Source organism: Aquimarina rhodophyticola, assembly GCF_042434915.1.
Classification (GTDB): domain Bacteria; phylum Bacteroidota; class Bacteroidia; order Flavobacteriales; family Flavobacteriaceae; genus Aquimarina.
The window spans coordinates 1,137,558-1,160,607 of record NZ_CP170198.1; the positions used below are offsets into that span (position 1 = coordinate 1,137,558).

Here is a 23,050-nt window from a genome sequence, read left to right on the forward strand (position 1 = left end):
ATGTGCGTATCGTTATTAATAGAAAAATAAAACAATCGCGTTAAATGTAGTGTTTTATTTGAGCTCAACATACTGAATTATACGGATTGAGTTAAAAATAAATTTATACCAACGCTGTGTCAAAAATAACGAATAGCAAGAGTAAATGTTTCAAATTTGTTAAAGATTGAATAAAAGTGAAGATGAAAAGTTTGTATGGAGTAATAGTAGTATTACTAATTGTAGGGGTAAGTTTCTCTTTTAAGTCTCTTAGAAGTGATGAAATTAACAAAAAGAAATTTGTAGTAGTCCTAGATGCAGGCCATGGTGGTCATGATTCTGGAAATAGAGGTAATGGTTATTACGAAAAAGATATTGCACTTAATGTCGTATTACTCATCGGTCAAACTCTAGAGCAGGATGAACGTTTTAAAGTAATATATACACGAAAGACTGATAAGTTTATCGAATTACATGAGCGTGGTAAGATAGCCAATGAGGCCAAAGCAGATTTATTTGTTTCTGTGCATTGCAATTCTCATCGTTCACAAGCTTTGGGAACAGAAACCTTCGTACTAGGTTTACATGCTAATGATGAAAATTTTAATGTCGCAAAAAATGAAAACTCTGTAATTCTATTAGAAGATAACTATCAGGCAAATTATGATGGATTTGATCCTAATTCTCCTGAGTCTATTATTGGTTTAACCTTAATGCAAGAAGAATATCTTGAGCAGAGCCTTACATTGGCTAGTTTTGTTCAAAATAGATTTAAAAAACGTTTAGAACGAAAAAGTAGAGGTGTAAAACAAGCTGGTTTTGTTGTATTACATCAAACATATATGCCAAGTGTTTTGATTGAACTTGGCTTTTTAACAAACAATGGAGAAGGAAAGTACCTAAACTCTAGTAAGGGACAACAAGAAATGGCTACATCTATTGTAACATCAATTGTCGATTATAAAGAAAGTTTGGATGCCATTTATAATTTTCCAGAAACTCCTAATTTGTCTGATACTATAGATACTCCAGTAAACAGTGATCAAGAAATTTATGAAGGCATTACCTTTAAAGTTCAAATTGCGGCAGGATCTAGTGATATTGCTTTGCAATCTTATAATTTTAATGGTCTAGATAATCTAAGTAAAGAGCATACCGATAGGATTTATAAATATTATTTTGGGCAAACATCTGATTACAAAGAAATTAAACAACTTAAAGATATAGCCGTAGAAAAAGGTTACACCTCTAGTTTTGTCGTTGCTTTCAAAAATCAAAAAATGATTCCGTTGGCTGAGGCTTTGAAAGTCAATGGTTCTTCGAATTAATCTAAATAAATACTGTTAAAAGCTTTAGTAATAATCAGTAGAAGTACAATTTTTATTCTAAATTTGCGGCTAAAACAAATTTATTTTGAAATTTACTCGTGAAGTTAAAACAGGAATCTTAGCTGTATGTGCTATAGCGCTACTGATTTTTGGATATAGTTTTTTAAAAGGGAAGAATCTTTTAGAAAATGACCGTACATTTTATGCAATATATGAGAATGTAGAAGGATTAATACCATCTTCTCCTGTGACAATTAATGGTTTGGTGGTAGGTAAGGTAATTTCTATCAACTTTGCAAATAGTCAAGGAAATTTGGTAGTTGAATTTAATGTAGATAGTGAATTTCAATTTTCGCGCAATAGTCTAGCCAAAGTATATGGAGGGGGACTTATCGGTGGAAAGTCTTTGGCTATTATACCTAAATATGAAAAAGGGTTAGAAGCAAAGGACAAAGATACCTTACCAGGAAGGGTAGAAGAAGGATTGTTAGAATTAGTTAATGATCGATTAACGCCATTACAAGAAAAATTAGAAATTGCCATAGTAAGTGCCGATTCGGTATTAACCTCTGTAAACGGAATTTTGTCTCCAAAAACACAGCAAAACATTAATACTCTCGTAAGCGACCTTAGTACAACTGTTAGCAATTTTAAAGGTGCCTCTGGTTCTTTGAAAAATATCTTAAGTGGTAACGAAGAAAAATTGAATAGAACTTTCACGAATTTGGATGAAATGTCTACAGATTTGAATCAATTTACGACAAATTTATCTCGTGTAGATGTTGATAAACTGGCAAAAGATGTAGAATTAGTTCTCAACAATATCAATACAACAGTAAGTAAACTTGATCAAGGTACAATAGGTAAGTTGATCAAGGATGATAAATTATACGATAACCTAGAACGTACAACCAGACAACTAGAGCTTTTATTAGAAGATTTACGACTCAACCCAAAGCGATATGTACATATCTCGGTTTTCGGAAAAAAAGGTGAACCTTATGAGCAACCAGCAGACTCAATAAACTAATTTACTATGCAATACATTCCTAATATTTTATTTGTAATCGCGCTTTTGGCGGGTATAGGTTTTTTTTCAAACAATGTTCGTAAAATAGTACGTAACATAAAACTTGGAAAAGATATAGATCGTACTGACAATAAATCAGAACGTTTTAAAAATATGGCGATGATTGCCCTAGGTCAATCAAAGATGGTGCGTCGTCCTATAGCGGGAATATTACATATTATTGTTTATGTAGGTTTTATTATAATAAATATTGAAGTTTTAGAAATCATTATCGATGGAATAGCAGGAACACATCGAATTTTTTCGTTTTTGGGAGGCGTGTATGATTTCTTGATTGCTTCTTTCGAAATTCTTGCGTTTCTAGTGCTTATTGGGGTAATAATCTTTTGGACACGAAGAAACATAACTAAGATTAAGCGATTTTGGGCGAATGAGATGAAAGGTTGGCCAAAAAGTGATGCAAATATTATTTTATATTTTGAAGTAGTATTGATGCTTCTTTTTCTTACCATGAATGCGGCAGATGTACAACTTCAAAACATGGGAGCAGCGCATTATGTTAAAGCGGGATCTTTTCCTATTAGTTCTTTTATTGCACCTCTTTTTGAAGGTATGTCAATGTCGAGTCTAATTGTATTAGAACGAGCAGCATGGTGGCTCCATATTTTAGGAATTTTGCTATTCTTAAATTATTTATATTATTCGAAACATTTACATATTTTACTTGCCTTCCCTAATACGTATTTTGCCAATCTAAAACCAAAAGGACAATTTAAAAATTTAGATGCCGTAACGCAAGAAGTTAAATTAATGATGGATCCAAGCGCAGATCCGTTTGCTGCAGCGCCAGAAACAGATGTTGAAGAAGGAGAACCTGATAAATTTGGAGCAGCCGATGTAACAGATCTTAACTGGGTACAATTACTCAATGCCTATACGTGCACCGAGTGCGGTCGATGTACCAGTGAGTGTCCTGCAAATATTACAGGTAAAAAACTTTCTCCGCGTAAGATCATGATGGATACGCGTGATCGATTAGAAGAAGTAGGTAAAAACATCGATAAAAACGGAAGTTTTATTCCAGATGGAAAACAATTACTTAATGACCATATCACTCCAGAAGAGCTATGGGCATGTACAAGTTGTAACGCCTGTGTAGAAGCCTGTCCAATTGGTATAGATCCTTTATCTATAATTATCGATATGCGTCAATATTTAGTTATGGAAGAGAGCGCAGCACCATCAGATCTTAATACTATGATGTCAAATATCGAAAATAACGGCGCACCATGGCCTTTCAACCAAATGGATCGCATGAATTGGAACGAAGAAAAGTAAAATAGCCAACACTAGTAACCACCACAATTTTTGAAGTATGAACCAGAGAGATGTAGCAAAAATATTGCATGATAAAGTAGAAGAAGGAGAGCACATAAGTCCAGTGTTACCCGAGGGTATTAAAAATTACCTTATTGATATTGATGGAACGATAACCGAAGATGTTCCTAATGAAGAACCCGAGCGTATGGTAACCTGCAAACCATTTCCCGATGCGCTAGTTACACTTAACAATTGGTTTGACGAAGGGCATATCATATGTTTTTTTACTTCTAGAACCGAAGAACATAGAGAAGTGACTGAAACGTGGTTAAAAAAACATGGATTTAAATATCATAGTCTATTGATGGGCAAGCCAAGAGGAGGAAATTATCATTGGATCGATAATCATTTGGTAAAGGCAACACGTTATACGGGTAAGTTTACAGAACTGGTCGAACGTGTCGTTACCATCGAAGTTTTTGATGATGGTAAACACGATTAACAAATAAAACGAATTGAATTTGAAATTAGCGTTGCTAATTTCTTATAAATAGCTAATATATGAGCGAAGCAATTAAGGTGCCAACAATGGCAGAGTATATGGCTGAAGGTAAAAAACCCGAAGTATTATTTTGGGTAGGTTGTGCCGGAAGTTTTGATGATAGAGCAAAAAAAATAACCAAAGCCTTTGTAAAGTTGTTACACAGTGCAAACGTTGATTTTGCGGTATTAGGTACCGAGGAAAGTTGTACAGGTGATCCTGCAAAAAGAGCTGGTAATGAATTTTTATTTCAAATGCAGGCGGTTACTAACATAGAAGTAATGAATGCATACGAAATTAAAAAAGTAGTTACTGCTTGTCCGCATTGTTTTAATACCATAAAGAATGAATATCCTTCATTAGGTGGAGAGTACGAAGTAATGCATCATACACAGTTTTTAAAATCTCTTTTAGATGAAGGTAGATTAACTGTAGAAGGAGGTAAGTTTAAAGGGAAACGTATTACTTTTCATGATCCATGTTATTTGGGAAGAGCAAATAATGTATATGAAGCGCCCAGAGATTTACTGCGTAAACTTGAGGTTGAGTTAGTAGAAATGAAACGATGCAAGAAAAAAGGATTGTGTTGTGGAGCAGGTGGCGCGCAAATGTTTAAAGAACCCGAGCCTGGACGTAAGGATGTGAATATTGAACGTACCGAAGATGCAATGGAGGTAAAACCAGATATTATTGCTGCAGGATGCCCTTTTTGTAACACCATGATGACCGATGGCGTAAAAAGTAAAGAAAAAGAAGCAGAAGTTGATGTTATGGACATAGCAGAACTTATAGCAAATGCTCAGGATTTATAAAAAAAATCTTCAGTAAATTTAAGAAAGCGTTAAAAGAGTTAGTGTGAGCTTCATATTAACTCTTTTTTGTACAATAAAGAAAGTCATATTTAGTTACCTTAGTAAAAAATAGTAAATGCTAGTAGAATTTGATGCGCTACCTGGGAGTGCAAGAGTATGGATTTATCAAGCGAATCGTTCGTTTTCTGAACAAGAAATAATCGAAATAAAGCAAAAATTAGATACATTTTTAGCAGCGTGGACCGCACATGGTGCAGATTTAAATGCTGGATATGAAATCAAATACAAACGTTTTATAGTCTTAGGTCTCGATCAGGATCTAAATGCAGCTACGGGATGCTCAATTGATGCTTCAGTCCGTTTTATTTTGGAATTGCAAGACTGCTATAAGGTAGATTTATTAGATAAAATGAATGTATCTTATAAACAAGGAGAATTTATAGCTTATAAACCGTTGACAGATTTTAAAAAGATGGCAAAAAACCGTTCAGTTTCTGCTAATACTATAGTGTTTAATAATCTTGTAACGAACAAATCAGAATATCTAGAAAATTGGGAAGTCCCTGCAAAGGATAGCTGGCATAGTCGTTTTATAAAATAGAATTTCAATATTTATGCATAGCATAAAAATATACGTAACATTTTTACTTTGTTTTTTCAGTTTAGTACTCCATGCACAGCGTAAAAATCCTTTGTTTACAGAGGATTATATACAACAAAAGCAATGGGTGGATAGTGTGTACAACACGATGAACTTAAAAGAAAAAATTGGACAGCTTTTTATGGTAGATGTTTTTTCTTCGGATCCCAAAGAAAAGACAGATAAAATTAAACGACTGATCGCAGATTATCATATAGGTGGATTGATTTTTTCAAAAGGAGGACCACAACGTCAAGCAAAACTTACCAACCAATATCAAGAGCTAACAAAGATCCCTTTATTAGTAGCGATGGATGCAGAGTGGGGGTTAGCCATGCGTTTGGATTCTACACACGCTTTTCCGTGGAACATGACACTTGGTGCTATACAGGATAACAAACTCATAGAAAAAACAGGACAACAAATAGCAGAACATTGCAAGCGATTAGGCGTGCATATCAATTTTGCTCCTGTAGTCGATATCAATACTAATCCTGAAAACCCTATTATTGGTAATCGCTCTTTTGGTGAAACCAAAATGAACGTTACTCAAAAATCTTTGGCATTTATGAAGGGTATGCAAAAAGAAGGAGTTTTGGCTAGTGCCAAACATTTTCCTGGCCATGGCGACACCGATAGTGATTCTCATAAGACATTGCCAACCATTAATTTTGATGCAGCTCGTATTGATAGTATAGAATTATATCCATACCGAAGACTTATACAACATGGCTTATCAAGTGTGATGGTGGCACATTTAAACGTACCTAGCCTAGAACCTAGATCCAATTATCCATCTTCAATATCAGAACATATCGTTAGCGATTTGTTGAAAGACAGTCTGGGATTTGAAGGATTAATTTTTACTGATGCCTTAAATATGAAAGGTGCTTCAGATTTTAAAGAGCCAGGAGATATTGATTTAGCGGCCTTTAATGCAGGTAATGATATTTTATTAATATCAGAAAATGTACCCTTGGCAATTCAAAAAATGGTTTCGGCCTATTATGCTGGTTTTATAACAGAACAACGTTTGGCGCATTCTGTAAAAAAAATATTATTTGCAAAATACAAAGTGGGTCTTAATAGGTATAAACCTATAGATACACATTACCTATATCAAGAATTAAATACCGTACATAATAAAGTATTGCAGGAAGAGCTTTTTGAAAACGCTATAACCGTAATGAAGAATGATCGAGCGATACTTCCAGTTAAAAATTTGGATCTTAAAAAGATAGCCTACGTAGCCTTGGGAGATGATACAGGTGAGGAGTTTGTAGCCGAAATGAATAAATATGCAAAGGTAGATGTAATTAAAGGTACGTTACTTAGTGATATTTTAATTCAATTACGTGCGTATAATTATGTTATTGTAGGGTATCACAAATCAAATGCTTCTCCTTGGAAAGATTATAAATTTAAGGATAAAGAGTTAGTATGGTTGTATGAAATTGCTAGACTTAATACCACCGTACTTACTATGTTCTCTAGACCGTATGCGATGTTAGACCTTCAAACTACAACTAATTTTGAAGGGATTGTAATGGCATATCAAAACAGTGAAGTATCTCAACAAAAAGCTGCTCAGATTATTTTTGGAGGTATAGAGGCCAAAGGTAAATTACCAGTTGGTCTAGGAAAAAATTTTCCGGTAGGGACAGGTATAGATACAAAAGCTTTGGATCGTTTGTCTTATGGAGTACCAGAGCGAGTTGGAGTTAATTCCTATAAATTAAATAAAATAGATTCAATAGTAAATAATGCTTTAGTAGAAAAAATGACTCCTGGTTTACAACTAGTAATTGCACGTAAAGGAAAAGTTATTTATAATAAAAATTTTGGTTATCATACCTATGATAAAAAGAAGAAGGTACAATCTTCAGATATTTATGATTTGGCTTCACTTACCAAAATTTTGGCTACACTTCCGCTTACTATGGAGCTCAAAGATCAAGGCGTAATATCATTAGATACTAGAATAGGCGAGATGCTACCTTCATTTAAAGGATCTAACAAAGAACATATAACACTTAGATCTATGCTATCGCATTACGCAAAGTTGCGGGCATGGATTCCGTTCTATTTGCAAACCTTGGACTCGGTAACTTCAAAACCTTCACCTACGTATTATAGAAATAAATATTCTGATCAATTTAAAATTAAAGTGGCCCATAAACTGTATTTAAGAAGTGATATGAAGGATTCTCTAATGCTACAAATTAGGGATAGTGAATTAAGAAGTCGATTACAGTACAAATACAGCGATTTGCCTTATTATATGATTAAGGATTTTATAGAGAATCATTATGAGAATACGATGGATGCTCTTACTTTGCAGCATTTTTACAAACCTCTCGGGGCTTCAAATACTGGGTATTTACCCCTTAATAAATTTGATAAAAACCGAATTATACCGACAGAGGATGATCAATCCTTTAGACAACAAATTATACAAGGATATGTACATGACCAAGGAGCGGCAATGTTTGGAGGTATTGGTGGTCATGCTGGGCTTTTTGCAAATGCAAATGATGTTGCCAAGATTATGCAGATGTATTTAAATGGTGGTACATATGGCGGTAAGCGATATATCGGAAAAGAAACGCTAGACCAATTTAATACCTGCTACTATTGTGAAGATGATGTGAGGCGAGGTATAGGTTTTGATAAGCCACAACTTGGGGATGTAGGTCCTACTTGTGGATGCATATCAATGACAAGTTTTGGACACAGTGGATTTACGGGAACATTTACTTGGGCCGATCCAGAGCAAGAGATTGTTTATGTTTTTTTAAGTAATCGTACCTTTCCCGATGCTACAAATAGAAAACTCATTTCCAACGATATTCGTTCTGAGATACAACGGCTTATTTATGATGCGATTATTTATTGATAACTAAGAACCCTTTATGATTCCATTTAAAACGTCCGAGGTAGTAGCTGGCTGTATGAATTGGGGAAGATGGGGATCCGATCTGTCTGTAACTGCGACTCAAAAATTAATTGAAGAGTGTCTAGATCTAGATGTTACAACCTTTGATCATGCCGATATTTATGGAGATTATACCACAGAAAATCTTTTTGGAAGGGCTTTAAAAAAGCGTTCGTCGTTGCGAAATGACATGCAATTGATAACCAAATGTGGAATTCAATTAGTTACTCCTAACAGACCTGAGAATACTATCAAATATTACAATGTTTCAAAACCCTATATAATCGAATCTGTAGAACAGTCATTGAGAAATTTTAATACAGATTACATCGATATGTTTTTGATTCATAGGCCAAGTCCGTTGATGAATCCGTACGAGATAGCAGAAGCATTTACACAATTAAAAGCTGAGGGTAAAGTGCTTTATTTTGGTGTTTCTAATTTTACAACTTCTCAATATACCATGCTAAGTTCGTTATTTCCTTTGGTTACCAATCAAATTGAACTGTCTGCATTACACCTTGAACCTTTTATTGATGGAACTTTGGATCAATGCCTACAAGAAAAGATACGACCTATGGCGTATTCTGTATTGGCAGGAGGAAGTTTTTTCGCTAAAGAAAAGAAACCACGTGTGGCACGTATTTATGACGTAGCTCAGCATCTAGCAAAGGATTATAGTACTACGGTAGATCAGATTTTAATTGCTTGGTTATTTAAACACCCATCCAACATAATACCTATTGTTGGGTCAACTAAAATTAATCGAATAGAAATGGCGGTAAACGCGCATGCTCTGACTTTACAGGATGATGAGTGGTTTAAAATTTGGGAAGCATCTACAGGAGAGGAAGTAGCTTGATAAAAGTATATACATAGAAAGAATATCTGTTTATCCAAAAAACTAGACAATTAGTAATTCGTTTATAAAAACTTAGGAAAAGCAAACTTCCGATTATTATAATAGGAAGTTTGCTTTTTCTCTTCTTTTTCTATAAAAATGTTATGAATTATTACCATATGTCTAACTTTGCCGTCGAGGGAGTGGGAAAAACAACTTCTTTGAGTAGATCTGGTATAGCAGAGAAGATTCAATACAATTATTTTGTGGATGGAAAAAAATACAAAGGTTCAACTTTCTTAAACGGTAATTGCGGCGAATGCAAACTAAGCAAGTATTATCGGATCAAGTATTCGAGCAAAGACCCTGATTATAGTGAGATGTATTTGGATCAGGAGGTGATTAATGAGAGACTTATTATAAAAGCTGGATTTACGATCGATAATATCGATTAAAGATATCGTTTCACGACGCAACCACTGCTATCACTAAAGTGATTGTTCCTGCTAGTCTCTGACTAGTGGCGGTAAGATTTACTGTCCGCAACTGGGACAAGCGATATTAAATAAGGGATAGCGTGATGATCGTAGTGCGAATTTAAGCGGTTATATCACAATTGATAATATGACGATTACGATGATCGGTGGGGGCGTTACTAATAATAGTATTACCTTTGTACCCGACGTTCTTTCATATAGTGATTATTACCCATTTGGAATGTTACTACCAAACCGACATGGGAATAGTGGCGACTATCGTTACGGCTTCCAGGGACAGGAAATGGATAATGAATTAAAGGGTGAAGGGAATTCTATTAATTACAAATATAGATTGCATGATCCTAGAGTGGGTAGGTTCTTTGCGGTTGATCCGTTGGCTACTACTTATTCTTGGAACTCTCCTTATGCATTTAGTGAGAATAGAGTGATTGATGGTCTAGAGCTAGAAGGATTAGAGTTTATTATCCCAGAGGTTCCTATATTTAATCATGAAGAAGATGATAATAAAGCTATTTATGCAGGAAAAGTAGCAGGTAATGTAGGTGCAAAAGCATTAAACGGAATCATTGGGATTTGGAATTATGCTGGGAATCTGACACCAGATGGAGGTTATTTTAACTTACAATATGGAAGAGATCAACTAAGAACAGATGGGTCTGCAGCAATAAGTTACTTTAAAGAGATTAAAGATTTTTATTCTCAAGATGATCAAAAAGCGCATCGAGCTAAAATGTTTTTAACTTCTTTTAAATCCAATGTTAAAAACTTTGATACGGAAGATTTTGAGAATGTAAGTTCTAACCTTATTGATATTGGAGGAATATTAAAGTTTACAAAAGTTGGAAAATTACTTGATGTTAAATCCGATTCAAATATTGATATAAAAATTATTGGAGGTAGTAATAACTTTAGACATGTCATAGATTATGTAGATGATAATATATTTTATTCTGTAATAAAAAGTAGTGATGCTAGCTTACCAGATGTCCAATTAAGTGGTTTTGTAAATAAAACTTTAGATGGAGGAATAGAGTTAAGAATTGATATTACACCTCAAACAGTTGCTGACGGTTTGGAAACGTATGCGGAAGCGCATAAAAGGTTAAAAGGTAAATATGGTAGTTCAATTCATAGAGCTTTAAAAGAATTAGCTGCCGAAGCAGCTAAAGTAAATGGAGTTGATAAAGTTAGGGTTTCAAATGTAAGAGAAACAGGTGCTAGAAAAGGTAAGACACAGAGTGGGACAATTAAAATTGACAAAGGGAATAATTAAAATCAAATATCTAATGACATTCAGTGAAAGGTTACTATTGGTTAAAGATCTTGTCGATCAAAAAAAATATTCAAAAGAAATGATAATTCAATATATGGTTGATGAAAAAATTCATCATTCAATAGCAGTCATTATTTTGGCGAAAATATATAAACTTAATCAAGAAGATGCTGAAAAAATTATTTATAACAATAAATATTATGCCGAGTATGATAGTGAGAACAATCCATTTAATAAGGAATACTTATAATAAATTATACACCTGCTGTCGCTAGAGTGACACCCGATCGCGCGGAAATATTCCTTAAATCCGTATGTCTAGATAAATTTAGATTTGTTTCTGCTGATTTAATAGAAAATTATCCAAGATCTTTAGTTTCCCCGCTCCCGCTAGTCTGTGACTAGTGGCGGTAGAGATTTGCAGTTCTTAATTATTGAGAATAATAGTATTTTATAATTAGTCAGATAGTTTTCTATTTAGGTCTGATTAAGCAGTGATACCACTAGTCATAGACTAGCGGCAGCATCTAAAAATATAAACTAGCATCGAAATATTACTTGTTTTTGTATTATAACATCATGAGTAGAAATTACAAGTTTCATAATAAATCAGGAGTTTATTTTGTAAGTTTTGCAACAGTATATTGGATTGACGTTTTTACCAGGGAGCGATACGTATCGATATTGGCAGATAGCATTAGGTATTGTAGAAAAGTAAAAGGAATGGAAGTGTATGCCTATTGTTTTATGCCGAGTCATGTTCACTTAGTTTTTCGTTCACGCAATGAAGATCCATCTGGTTTACTAAGAGATTTTAAAAAACATACAGCGAAGAAAATAATAAAAGCTATAGAAGAAAACCCACAGGAAAGTAGAAAAGAATGGCTTTTGTCGATGTTCAAAAAAGCCGGTAAAAATAATGCAACGGTAACTAATCAACAATTTTGGCAGCAACATAATAAACCTATTGAGCTATGGACAGATAAGGTAATACAACAGAAAATAGATTATATTCATGATAATCCATTAGTAGCAGGTTTTGTAACAGACCCGGTTGATTGGAAATATAGCAGTGCCAGAAATTATCAAGAGGATCATACAATTTTAGAAATTGATAGTGATGGTTTCTGTTTAGGTCTGGTTAAATAATGATACCACTAGTCACAGACTAGCGGTAGCGGATGAATAAAAGATACTGTAATGATAGAAAAGTCAGGCTTTAAACTTAAGTACCCCCCCGCTCCCGCTAGTCTGTGACTAGTGGCGGTAGAGATTTGGCGTCTACAACTGGTATGAGTGATATTAAGTAAGGGATAGCGTGATGGTTGTGGTTGATGCGGTAGCAGATTAATGGTAAGTGTAAAAATATAGTTACAAAGTATAGGCTAATCTGTGAATAGTGGCGGTAAAATTTACTGTCCGCAACTGGTACGAGTGATATTAAGTAAGGGATAACGTGATGGTTGTGGTTCATGCGGTAGCAGATTAATGATAAGTGTAAAAATATAGTTACAAAGTATAGACTAGCGGCAGCCCCTGATGGCGCTAGTATCCCCTCTGGCGCTTGTATGAGCAAAGCAGATACGAGTGACGAAATAAAAAAAGAGCGTTTGTAACGCGATACGTAATAAAACGAATGACAACTATAAAATAACGGCTGTCTCAGTTGACAGCCGTTATTTGTTTGCATGATTAATCCTTTTTTACAAAAATCTACATCAAAATGATGCGTTTTGTCTCGGTAAAAGATCCAGCGCTTATTTTAACCAAATAAATACCACGTCCTAGCGCATCTATAGGAAGTTCAATATCAGATCCTTTGGTCATACTCATGTTTTGAGATACCACCCGAACTCCTTGAAGACTAAAAATTTCTACAGTACTCTTGCGTATGGTTGTGTTAGAGTTGATAAAAATTTTGCCTCTACTCATTGTTGGGTACACCACGACTTTTATAGCCTTGTCTATAGTATCATCTGCTATTACATCTTCTGCTTCGGCATTGATGGATCGAATCGCCCAGCCAAAGGAATTAAACAGTGGATCGGATACCAATCTAAAACGTATAGCAATGACATCACCTTCTTCAAAAAAGTCTAATAAATTTAATGTTTGTTCTTTAAATAATCCATCATTGATGGTTGGTGCAGGAGTTGTTTCAAAAACCTCTTGCCACTCGGGAAAACGCTCTGCATCATATTTGTCTAGTGTTATCCACTCGTCTAAATCTTTGCTGGCCTCGATAGTTACATAATCATAAAAAGCTCCCGGAGTAGGATTAAATTCGGTAAGTGCGACATCCTCATATCTAAAATTAGCAGCAGTAGCTGTAACGGTTATTGGACGCTTTAAAACGGTTCTATATTCTTTGCTATCTTGATAATTATGATCTGCATTATTTAGTACATTTTGACCCACGGTACTATTTACTTGATCAATAACAAACTCGTTGTTAAAGGTGTATACATCCTGTGGGGTAAAGGTGTTGATAACAACTATCTCTTCTGGAGCACTAAAATCAATAACATTTACATCGCTATAGGCGATAATAGAACTTTGATTCTCGGTCCCAACAGCTTTAAATCCTATGGTATGCAAACCTTCAGTTATGTTTTCGAATACATAGGTATTTTCTGCACCTTGCTCGATATCTTCTGTGATTTCGGCTACCTCTTCACCATCTAAGTATATTTTTACAGCAATAACACCTTGGTTAGCTTGCCTGTATACTGCCAAAATATTTTGGTTATCGATAGACTCTTGCTTTGCAGTAAGAATAGCTGGTGGTGTAAAATAGGTTGGTGGCTCGTAACCCGCTAGTTGCGGAATCTTAGCAGTCCAAACGCCTCGACCATGGGTAGCCAAAACTACTTGATCATTTACAATTCGCATTTGCCATACCGAAACTGCAGGTATAGCGGTGACCAAAGACCAGTTTAAACCACCATTTGTAGTTTCAAATATACCAATATCTGTACCTACCCAAATTATATTCTCATCATAAGGCATCTCTATAATACTATGTATAGCTACATCAGGAAAACCTCTATCTTCACCCAACGAGAAACCAGAAATGTCCTCCCACGTTTGTCCTAAGTCTTCGGTTTTTAAAACCTTGGCTGCTCCTTGTCCGCTAAAAAGTACATATGCTCGCTGATCATTAGTTGGAGAGGTTTCTACTGCTGACATAAAATAGTTATGAGCGCGATTAGCTCTAATATCGATAAAAGGCTTTGTCATTGTGTACGAAACACCATTATCGGTAGAGACATGAAGTGCAAAACTACCACTCTCTGTCATAGCACTACCAGCCCAAATAATATCTGGATTAGCAATAGATACCGATACATCCAACGAACTTGTAGCAGTTACCCCTACGTTGTAAGCCGTAGGTATTGTGGTTAACTCCCAAGTTTCGGCAAAATCTGTAGATCTCCAAACCCCACTAACCGAGGGACTAAATAACACATCTGGATTGTTATTAGCATTCACAATTTTTGAGTAAAAGGGAGAGGTACCCGCTCCAGATTCGGGATGTCTAGCATTAGATGCTTGTCCATTTACATAGCGTACATAACCATTGTATTGTGAGCCTCCGATAAATTTATTGGGGTCGTTATAGTTCCATACATTTTCAAAACCATCACCACCAATAGCTCTTATATAAGATGAAGTCTCATTGGCAGCACCACCCGTAAATGATACCCAGGTACCATTATCTTGTGCTCCGGCAATATAATCATCTGCACCATTTCGCTTATCGGCTCCATAAAATTGGGTGTTGTTAAGTCCTAATGCGGCTTGTGACCAATCGCCCTCTGTAGTACCGGGATCTTTTAAATAAGCTGTCGTGTAAATACCTCCATCATTACCCAAAATAAGCCTGAATTTTTTTTCGGGTTCGTCGACTTGAAAAAAGAGACTGTGTTGATCTACATGTACATAGTCGTTACGTTCGTCATTGTATCCTGCAGCAATGGGTTCAAAGGTATAATTGGCTTTACCTTTACTACTTGGTACTATAGTTATTTTGTACATAACTACACCGCCAGCATAAAAAATATTTCTATCAAATGGGTGGGCAGCAATAACATTGTCATACCATCCTTGTGCTGTTATTAAATTTCCGCTTGACGGGTCGCCTTCAAATCCTAAAAGTTGAAAGGTGTTTCCTGCGTCTTTGGAAACATAAAAGTCGGTATTTACGGCAGTTGTAGCACCACTACTTGTCGAGTATACCGAGACATATAGTACATTGGGATCTACGGGAGAGATAGCTAGCTCAAACCTTGAATGATTTGTATTATAATCTTCCTTATCAAAAACAAGACTCCAAGTAAGTCCACCATCTATACTTTTAATAATTCCCACTTGATTAACACCTGCGTATTGAATAGCAAAGTTACCTGGTGCATACTTTAAATCTTGAGCGTTACCACCATCATAGGCTTGTACAAATGTTTTGCCTCTATCTTTGGTAACATAAATCCCGTTATCACTGGCAACCACCAGATGATTGCAGTTTTTTGGATTTGCAGCTAACCGTCCAACACTCCCAAAGTCTTTTGTAGTCTCAAGGTATTTCCAAGTTTGTCCGGCATCCTCTGATTTAAGTAATCCAATACCACCTACAGCATCTAGGTTGCCAAAGGGTTCACCCGTACCTACATAAATAGTTTCTGGACTTGCATTACTAATAGCAATGGTAGATGTTGACAAACTAGGGATTTTATAGTCTGTGAGATTATTAAAGGTGGTACCCGCATCATCGGTGACCCAAATCCCACCTCCTACAGTACCAATATACCATCGGTCTTTGTTATTGGGCGCTGCAACCACACTACGTATACGTCCAGGTACGTTCACAGGTCCTCGTTCTCTCCACTCTATAGTTGCGGTTGCTCTGTTAGAGTTTCGTTTATTTCTTGCAGTGTTTTTTAAAGCTTTTTGATGTTCGGTCATCAAATATCCATCTTTATAGGTGGATTGGATAGCGTTAATAGGCTTCATCAAATTAGCTTGATACTCAGCCATAATCTCGATGCCTTTTTTCTTGGCGTGATCTTTTTTTTGTTTCTTTTGTTGTAAAACCTCTATAGGTTCAATTGTGGTTTGCTGCTGTTTTTCTGATTGATTGCAGGATGCAAATATGAAAAGAGTTGTAACAAGGATAAGCCAAAAAAAGTAAAATTTGTGTTTCATAAAGAATCTAGTTTTAAAATTAATATGTGTGATTGTGTGTTATTTTTTGCATTGAGAAGGTCTTCTGGGTTTTCTGAAACAGGTTGCTGCTCTATACCTATATAGGGTACTAATTTGAGAGATGTAGCATCATTCCAACCTACCAGTTGCCCCCTAAAAGAGCCTTCTTTTATAAGTTTTTGATCTGTAGCTCTGTACACTTTATAAATAAAATGGGAAGCAGGATCCCCTGTTTTTTGCACCTGTGTTAAATCTAATCGTAAAGATTTATCTCTATTATACGTTGTGGTTTTCAAAGAGTCTTGGTCGTTTATAGTGTAAGGATGTATTGTGGCAAGCGTGGGGGATGTTCTTTTTACAGAAGATTTACATCCAAATAAAAGAAAAGTACTACTTAGTAAGAGTACAAATAGTTTTGATACAACAGCAATCATGAATAGTTGACTATTAGCAGGAAATTCATTCCTATAATATCCATTGCATAGATCGATACGTATGTATAGTAGTTGGGGTAGGTGAGGCGGTGCTAATAAATGATTAAAGCTCTAGCATTTACCGTGTATGAATATAGCTATAAATATTTGATTAGAACTAGTAAATCACGTTAAAAAAATTCAGAAATTATTTTGAATAGTCACAGGTATATAAAAATGTATAAGGATGAGATGGTGATATTATTGTAGGATACTAGTAGCGATCGCATACAACAAGTACACGAGAACACTTTTCTATTTCAATAAATTTTATGAAATTATCAATGAACTTGGTGTAAACTATAGAATTTCATTAGAAGGTCTTAAAAAACTGGTGCAATAATAAGAATAGTTCAACCGTTATCCATCGATAGTAATCAACTAAACCCCAAAATAATGAAAATTTTAACAAGTAAAATCAAAAGAAAGGGACAAAGAAGTCTCACCGTACTAGCATGTCTATTAATTTTAATTAGTTGTCAAAAAGATGACAACAACGATGTTCAATCTGATATTGGCGAACCTCAATTAAATGAAGCTATACTTACTGAAAATACTGATATAATAGATTGTACTACAATAGCAAATTGGGACCAATTTGCGGTGTATAAAGATGGTGACCAAGTAAACTATAAAGATCAAGTTTTTGAAGTAGATGGAGACGAATGGATTCACCTAGGTGCGTGTTCCAAAACATCAGAAAAAGGAATAGCTGTATATTCGTTTGACAATGATAGTAACTCTGATCTTATGTTTCAGGATGGTGAAAAGCAGGAAACCATAATTTCTGAGACCAGAAGATTTTCTATTGGTAATATGATACGTTTACAAGTTGTGGATGCCAAAACCATTGAAGTTGCCAATTTTGCGCCCATGGATTTAAAAGATATAACGGTTATGGCTACTATCCAAGGTTTTGATAATCCCATAGCATTGTTTAAGATTGATAAATTACGGGCACATGCTATTCAAACTGTCGAATACCCATTTCTCAAGGGAGATTTTTTATATCTCGATAGTAAAGGGGAAGCGACAGATCTTACCCAATTTATAGAGAATGGCATTCCTACAGATCAAATTAAACTCGACTTTACAGGAGATGATAAAATTATACAAACTCTACTTAGTTTTAGACAATTAAACTGGAGTATCAAGTTTTATGATTTTGATCCCGAAAATGATCCGAATGACGATGAGCAAGACGATATTAAGGCCATAGATGCCCGCAAATATACGGCGATGTTTATAAATTATGCATACCTTCAATTAAGACCAGAGTTTAAAGAAGGTTTTATGAATCAACCTATTACCGAAAATGATGAATCCCTAATGTCAAACGATAGAAAGATTGAAGTTTTTGATCAATTAATTAATCGTAAGTATTATAGTGCACTTAAGGTTTTGGACGGTGGTTCTGTATTAGGACTTGGTGGAGGTAATAGATTTGGTGTAAACAATTTTACTCTAAATGGTCATTTTGAAGGAAAAGGCTATTATGTAATGATACATGAGGCGAGTCATGGACTCAGTTTTAATCATTCATCCAATATGACGTATCCAGACAGTGAAGGTTTTGGAATAACTCCAGTAGCAGATCGCCTTGCTGAGATCATAACTGATACTAATGAATGGCCAATTACCAAAGAAACCTATTATTTACAAAGTGATTTTACGCAGTTAAGAATAGTGTCTAATAGCTTAGTTTGTGCAAACAAAATTTAAATGAGTGTAACTTTTTAAAGTTAAAACCATTTTTGAGTACGGTAAAGACTTATAGACGCTGCTTACAGATAAGTGGCGTCTAAACTCGTATGTTTGGAGCATATAAGTAGTAAGACGCTACTCTAGCTAGAGATCATTTGTAATAAATACTGGCATTGTAGCAAATGCTACTCTCACTAATTTGTAATTAAGTAAGGGAGCGTTTTGCAGATCATAAATAGAATAGTAAATAATGCTAGTATTAGTAGCAGACTAACAACAGCTACTTTCTTTTATGGTTCCTACTGTTCTATACTATTCTTGTAGGGATTCCAAACTAACTCGAGCCATGTTTTAACTAACTCGAGCCCTCATATCTAGGTCTATAACCCCTATTGTGAACTCAAAAGGAGGTATCAAATGGGGTTGAGGGCCTTAATGTATGGCACAGACCTTTGCTTTTAGGGCAAATAGCCCTTTTGCTATGGGGTGATAGTTATCAAAACCATACATCGAATCACTTGGTCGAGGGGTCAAGGGGGTAGGTGATAGGGGGTACCCCCCCCTTACCAAGAGGGGGTTCAATAGTGTTATTCTTCTTTAAAAAGTTTATAGATTACAAACTTAATACAAGTATAGGTTGACAAATACTATTCAATTCTATTGTAAAATCACAACAACAACAACAAATTGACTGTTTGTTGATGCACCTTTGTGATAAATGCCATTAGTCAGCGATAACAAGCCTGTTATCTGCTAATCTGGGACTAATTGAGATAAGATTTGCAGACCCAGATAATGAATACTTATAAAAGAAACATTTTCTTTGAAACCTATTTCTCAAAAAAACTAAACACAGAACCACCATATTTACGAGCGTGGTTAAAATGTGGAGAAGTACTAAGATCTGTATGCTTGGAGTGTTCGATAATTAATACGCCATTATCGAGTAGAAGCTCATTTTGAAACACCAAGTCGGCAATACGCAAAAATTGTTCGGTAGTAAAATCGTATGGAGGATCCGCAAAAATCAAATTAACTTTAGTTTTTACTTTTTCCAAATAGGTATAAACATCACTTTTGATAGCATGGATAGGCAATTCTAATATTTCGCTTGTTTTTTTTATATAGCCTACACAGCCATAGTTAGTATCAACAGCAGTAATAGTTAGCGATCCCCGAGATCCAAATTCGTAACTAATATTACCCGTACCAGCAAATAAGTCCAACACTGTAAGTTGAGAGAAGTTGTAGGTGTTATTAATAATATTAAACAAGGCTTCTTTTGACATATCTGTCGTAGGGCGAACAGGTAATTTTTTTGGTGCTTGTAAACGTCTTCCTTTATGTATTCCCGAGATAATACGCATAATTTAAGAATTAAGTAAAGTGAAATAACGATTGGAGTGATCGGTGTTTGAACTATCTTCTTTTGAGATATTTTGTGGATAGCCAATACTTATATTACGAATGTATTGATAAGCCAACGTATAATAAGGATGTGTTGATGTAATATCACCCAAAAAGATTAAATCAAATACCTCTGGATTAAAACCAAGTTGTTCGACCACAAACATAAGGTAATACAAAAAATCTTCCTTTGTTTGCGAAGTAAAAGTATTACATAGCAAAAATTTGCTGTGGTCAAAGGCTATACAATCAAATGATGCATTATTGATATGAACATATATGGATTGCTTCATATTATGTTTTTCAACATGAGATAGCGTATTTACCAGAATCGATGTAGTGTGTTTATATGTAAAACTTCCAAAATTCTCAAAAAAGTAATTATTGATATTTGCATACGGAATATAAACAACCACAATATCACACAAGGGCAACTCATCATATGCAATAAAGTCGTTATCAAACACTTTTATATTGGTACTCAAATATTCTTTGAGCATGTTTGCGTCAAATAATGCCGAAGGTACAAGGGTATAAAGATCATTTTGATACACCACCTCGATAGTTTTGAAATCGTATTGTAATTCTGTCAAAGTATCAAAACAAAATTTGATTTTGTCCAAAACTAGCTCGGGAGATAGTTGCATGTCAAAATTCTTATAAACAACGTGTATTATCGCGTTCTCGGTATTTTTTATGCAAAAAGAAAGTCCATTCAGGCTTACCTGAATGGACACTATATAGACAGTATCGTCTGTTATCTTATTGATCGTTTGCGCCATAGGTCTTTGGCCAGTTACCAATAGTTTTTACATCTTCCATAGAACCAACCGATAAGTAAGGTCCATTCACACCATCAGCAGAAAGTACTTCTTTCTCTTGAAGAACTAGATCTCTATCTTGATCATGCAATAAAACATCTTTGGAAACCTTAGCTTCAAAAACTGCTATGTTTAAGCCATTTTTGTTAAGATATCCAGCATCAAGCTCATACATTGCATCGGTACCTTCAACAGGAACTTTCATCATGTTTTTGTAACGATCTGTACCACCAAATAAAGAATCTTTAACAGAAGCGTACCCTAAGGTATCTATCACTACAGTATCTTTAGGCTCATCAATACGTAATACTTTGTTGTAACGAATAAAACTTGAATCTCTTCGTTGTGTTAACGTAAATTTGGCTGTGTCTACAAAAGCGATTAATTTGGCAGGATCTTTCTGGAACTTACCAACAACAGTTTTATGAGCCAATTCAGCATTTCGAATATCTTTAAGATTTTCAATTGCTTTAGCGTATCTCGCCTGTTTAATTTTATTGAACTTTACAGGACCATTTATCGAATTGAATACCAAGTATCCTAAAAATCCGATAACCACCCATAGAACTAATTGAATAACAATTTTCATTTTATGATATAGCTTTTAAACATTAGTGTATACGCAAATCTACAATTTTTTTTCAATCGTAAAAGTTTATAGCCAAAAAATCATTAGTATCTTTGAATTATTAATTGAAACAAGAAACGATCACTCATAATTATTCAATGCGGGAAACAGAATTTTATCAAGAATTAATTAACGATTTCCCTTTCGAACCCACTCTAAAACAGGATATTGTTCTTCAAAAATTATCTTCATTCTTACTAAGTGGTACAAGAGATGAGCTATTTTTATTAAAAGGTTATGCAGGAACGGGAAAAACAACTTTAATCGGTACAGTTGTCAAAAATTTATGGAAAGCAAAGTTAAATGCCATTTTATTGGCGCCAACTGGTCGTGCTGCAAAGGTAATTAGCAACTATTCTGGTAAGCAAGCCCAAACGATCCACCGTGCCATTTATTATCCAAAAAAGTCTGGAAATGGGGCATTAGCTTTTCAGCTAAAACAAAATAAGAGTCGTAATACTCTTTTTATTATTGACGAGGCATCGATGATCTCTGATACGGCTACCGATAGTAAACTTTTTGAAAATGGCTCTTTGTTAGATGATTTGATGCAATATGTATATGCTGGCCATAATTGTAAGATATTGTTTATAGGCGATACTGCGCAGTTACCACCTGTTAAACTAGAGGTGAGCCCAGCGTTGGATCCAGATACCTTATCACTAGGTTTTAATAAAGAGGTAACACAAATAGAATTAGACGAAGTGGTTCGCCAAGCAGAGGATAGTGGTATTTTAATGAATGCAACACGTTTGAGAGAAGCTATTAACGAAGGGTTTTTTGATTCATTTCAATTTGAGATAGGCGGTTTTCCTGATATTGTACGATTGGTCGATGGGCATGAGATTATGGACGCGCTTAATGATGCTTATGCAAATTCGGGTCATGAAGAGTCTGTTATTATTTTACGATCCAACAAAAGAGCCAATCTTTATAATCAGCAAATTAGAACACGAATACTTTTTCAAGAAGAAGAATTGTCTGCGGGAGATTATTTAATGGTGGTAAAGAACAATTATTTTTGGTTGGATACCAAAAGTGAAGCTGGTTTTATTGCTAACGGTGATATCATTAAAATTTTAGAAATTTTTGCTATTAAAGAGCTATACGGTTTTCGTTTTGCAGAGGTACAGGTAAGTATGGTGGATTATCCAGATCAAAAACCATTTGAGACTGTCCTTATATTAGATACCTTAATCACAGAAACACCGTCACTATCGTATGACGAATCCAACCGATTGTATCAAGAAGTACTCAAGGATTATGCTCATGAAACCTCAAAGTATAAGAAATTTATGGGTGTCAAGAACAATAAATTTTATAACGGGCTACAGGTAAAATTTTCTTATGCAGTTACTTGTCATAAATCTCAAGGTGGACAATGGGATCAAGTATTTATAGAACAACCATATTTACCAGATGGTGTAACCAAAGATTATTTGCGATGGTTATATACAGCAGTTACTCGCGCAAAGCAAAAACTATTTTTAATTGGATTTAAAAATGAGTCTTTTATAGAATAACTAAAAGCGTACGTAGTTTGAGAACCACATAAATCGCCGTAAGATTTTAACTAAGTATACAACTATATAGAACCGTTCAATTACTAGAAACAA

The 23,050-nt window shown here is 34.9% G+C and carries 19 protein-coding genes; 14 read left to right on the plus strand and 5 right to left on the minus strand.

The features are described 5' to 3' along the window. Positions 1–182 precede the first annotated feature (182 nt). The 12 genes from ACE939_RS05025 (at position 183) to ACE939_RS05080 (ending at position 12,348) form a co-directional block, all read left to right on the plus strand. Positions 183–1,307: an N-acetylmuramoyl-L-alanine amidase gene (locus ACE939_RS05025; protein WP_378187719.1), complete on the plus strand. Its 1,125-nt coding sequence runs from the start codon at positions 183–185 to the stop codon at positions 1,305–1,307. Positions 1,308–1,392: 85 nt separating this feature from the next. Continuing rightward, positions 1,393–2,337, plus strand: a complete 945-nt coding sequence (locus tag ACE939_RS05030) for an MlaD family protein (protein WP_378187720.1) — start codon at positions 1,393–1,395, stop codon at positions 2,335–2,337. A 6-nt stretch (positions 2,338–2,343) separates the two neighbouring features. Continuing rightward, entirely contained in the window at positions 2,344–3,675 is a 1,332-nt protein-coding gene (locus tag ACE939_RS05035) for a 4Fe-4S dicluster domain-containing protein (RefSeq protein WP_378187721.1), read from the plus strand. Between the two features lie 37 nt (positions 3,676–3,712). Then, on the plus strand, positions 3,713–4,159 hold the full coding sequence (locus tag ACE939_RS05040; protein ID WP_378187723.1) for a phosphoheptose isomerase: 447 nt from the start codon (positions 3,713–3,715) through the stop codon (positions 4,157–4,159). A 59-nt stretch (positions 4,160–4,218) separates the two neighbouring features. Continuing rightward, positions 4,219–5,010, plus strand: a complete 792-nt coding sequence (locus ACE939_RS05045; protein WP_378187725.1) for a (Fe-S)-binding protein — start codon at positions 4,219–4,221, stop codon at positions 5,008–5,010. A gap of 115 nt (positions 5,011–5,125) precedes the next feature. Next, entirely contained in the window at positions 5,126–5,611 is a 486-nt protein-coding gene (locus ACE939_RS05050) for an ABC transporter ATPase (RefSeq protein ID WP_378187726.1), read from the plus strand. 13 nt (positions 5,612–5,624) lie between these two features. Next, complete coding sequence (locus ACE939_RS05055) at positions 5,625–8,546, plus strand: glycoside hydrolase family 3 N-terminal domain-containing protein (protein WP_378187727.1); 2,922 nt, start codon at positions 5,625–5,627, stop codon at positions 8,544–8,546. A 16-nt stretch (positions 8,547–8,562) separates the two neighbouring features. Then, positions 8,563–9,447, plus strand: coding sequence for an aldo/keto reductase family oxidoreductase (locus ACE939_RS05060; protein ID WP_378187728.1), 885 nt, complete (start codon positions 8,563–8,565; stop codon positions 9,445–9,447). A 143-nt stretch (positions 9,448–9,590) separates the two neighbouring features. Beyond that, on the plus strand, positions 9,591–9,881 hold the full coding sequence (locus tag ACE939_RS05065; RefSeq protein WP_378187729.1) for a hypothetical protein: 291 nt from the start codon (positions 9,591–9,593) through the stop codon (positions 9,879–9,881). Positions 9,882–10,050: 169 nt separating this feature from the next. Next, on the plus strand, positions 10,051–11,199 hold the full coding sequence (locus tag ACE939_RS05070; RefSeq protein WP_378187730.1) for an RHS repeat domain-containing protein: 1,149 nt from the start codon (positions 10,051–10,053) through the stop codon (positions 11,197–11,199). 13 nt (positions 11,200–11,212) lie between these two features. After that, positions 11,213–11,449, plus strand: coding sequence for a hypothetical protein (locus tag ACE939_RS05075; RefSeq protein ID WP_378187731.1), 237 nt, complete (start codon positions 11,213–11,215; stop codon positions 11,447–11,449). A gap of 329 nt (positions 11,450–11,778) precedes the next feature. Then, positions 11,779–12,348, plus strand: a complete 570-nt coding sequence (locus tag ACE939_RS05080) for a transposase (protein ID WP_378187732.1) — start codon at positions 11,779–11,781, stop codon at positions 12,346–12,348. A 564-nt stretch (positions 12,349–12,912) separates the two neighbouring features. Here the strand turns inward: ACE939_RS05080 and ACE939_RS05085 are convergent. Both ACE939_RS05085 and ACE939_RS05090 read right to left on the minus strand, forming a co-directional pair. Further along, on the minus strand, positions 12,913–16,401 hold the full coding sequence (locus tag ACE939_RS05085) for a T9SS type A sorting domain-containing protein (protein WP_378187733.1): 3,489 nt from the start codon (positions 16,399–16,401) through the stop codon (positions 12,913–12,915). After that, positions 16,398–16,835: a hypothetical protein gene (locus ACE939_RS05090; protein WP_378187734.1), complete on the minus strand. Its 438-nt coding sequence runs from the start codon at positions 16,833–16,835 to the stop codon at positions 16,398–16,400. Before ACE939_RS05090 ends, ACE939_RS05085 begins: the two co-directional genes overlap by 4 nt. A gap of 435 nt (positions 16,836–17,270) precedes the next feature. Between ACE939_RS05090 and ACE939_RS05095 the strand changes: the two genes are divergently transcribed. Further along, positions 17,271–18,596, plus strand: coding sequence for a hypothetical protein (locus ACE939_RS05095; protein WP_378187735.1), 1,326 nt, complete (start codon positions 17,271–17,273; stop codon positions 18,594–18,596). Positions 18,597–19,408: 812 nt separating this feature from the next. Here the strand turns inward: ACE939_RS05095 and ACE939_RS05100 are convergent. Genes ACE939_RS05100 through ACE939_RS05110 form a run of 3 tightly spaced genes read right to left on the minus strand, consistent with a single transcriptional unit; the run spans position 19,409 to position 21,395 of the window. Beyond that, entirely contained in the window at positions 19,409–19,945 is a 537-nt protein-coding gene (locus ACE939_RS05100; protein ID WP_378187736.1) for an RsmD family RNA methyltransferase, read from the minus strand. Positions 19,946–19,948: 3 nt separating this feature from the next. Continuing rightward, positions 19,949–20,767 carry a DUF3822 family protein gene (locus ACE939_RS05105; RefSeq protein WP_378187737.1) on the minus strand — a complete coding sequence of 273 codons (819 nt, stop codon included), beginning with the start codon at positions 20,765–20,767 and terminating at the stop codon, positions 19,949–19,951. Beyond that, positions 20,748–21,395: a hypothetical protein gene (locus ACE939_RS05110; protein WP_378187738.1), complete on the minus strand. Its 648-nt coding sequence runs from the start codon at positions 21,393–21,395 to the stop codon at positions 20,748–20,750. Before ACE939_RS05110 ends, ACE939_RS05105 begins: the two co-directional genes overlap by 20 nt. A gap of 137 nt (positions 21,396–21,532) precedes the next feature. Between ACE939_RS05110 and ACE939_RS05115 the strand changes: the two genes are divergently transcribed. Then, positions 21,533–22,957 carry an ATP-dependent RecD-like DNA helicase gene (locus tag ACE939_RS05115; RefSeq protein ID WP_378187740.1) on the plus strand — a complete coding sequence of 475 codons (1,425 nt, stop codon included), beginning with the start codon at positions 21,533–21,535 and terminating at the stop codon, positions 22,955–22,957. The last annotated feature ends 93 nt before the right edge of the window (positions 22,958–23,050 follow it).